The organism is Ruegeria sp. AB10 (assembly GCF_056542745.1).
This window is the reverse complement of record NZ_JBQGAI010000031.1, coordinates 1-1019: the sequence shown is the minus strand read 5'-3', so window position 1 is coordinate 1019 and position 1019 is coordinate 1. Positions and strand designations below refer to the sequence as shown.

Sequence of the window (1019 nt, the reverse complement as noted above, 5' to 3'; positions counted from 1 at the left end):
GTCACGGTGCCGGTCACGTCAGTCGTACGGAAGTAGAACTGCGGACGGTAGTTCGCGAAGAACGGAGTGTGACGGCCGCCTTCTTCCTTGGTCAGGATGTAGGCTTCGGCTTCGAACTTGGTGTGCGGTGTAACCGAACCCGGCTTACACAGAACCTGGCCACGCTCAACGCCTTCACGGTCAACACCACGCAGCAGGGCGCCGATGTTGTCGCCCGCTTCACCGCGGTCCAGCAGCTTGCGGAACATTTCAACGCCGGTGCAGGTGGTTTTCGAAGTGTCGCGGATGCCGACGATTTCGATCTCGTCGCCAACGTTGATCACGCCACGCTCGACACGGCCGGTCACAACGGTACCACGGCCCGAGATCGAGAACACGTCTTCGATCGGCATCAGGAACGGCTGGTCAACAGCACGCTCAGGGGTGTCGATGTACTCATCAACAGCCGCCATCAGTTCCTTGATCTTCTCTTCGCCGATTTCCGGGTTGTTGCCTTCCATCGCGGCCAGAGCCGAACCTGCAACGATCGGAATATCGTCGCCGGGGTATTCGTAGCTGGACAGCAGTTCGCGAACTTCCATCTCAACCAGTTCCAGCAGCTCTTCGTCGTCAACCTGGTCAACTTTGTTCAGGAACACGACCATCTTCGGGATGCCAACCTGGCGGCCCAGCAGGATGTGCTCGCGGGTCTGCGGCATCGGGCCGTCAGCGGCGTTCACAACCAGGATCGCGCCGTCCATCTGGGCAGCACCGGTGATCATGTTCTTGACGTAGTCGGCGTGGCCGGGGCAGTCGACGTGCGCGTAGTGGCGGTTGTCGGTCTCGTATTCCACGTGGGCGGTCGAGATGGTGATGCCGCGCGCTTTCTCTTCCGGCGCACCGTCGATTTGGTCATACGCTTTGAAGTCACCGAAATACTTGGTGATCGCTGCGGTCAGCGTCGTTTTACCATGGTCAACGTGGCCAATCGTGCCGATGTTGACGTGCGGTTTTGTACGCTCAAACTTTTCCTTTGCCAT

General features: G+C 59.1%; 1 protein-coding gene. It reads right to left on the bottom strand.

Annotated features, from left to right (window positions below):
- A partial coding sequence (tuf, locus tag ACR0NT_RS19525; protein WP_480443541.1) for an elongation factor Tu occupies window positions 1-1019 on the bottom strand: 1019 nt, incomplete at both ends.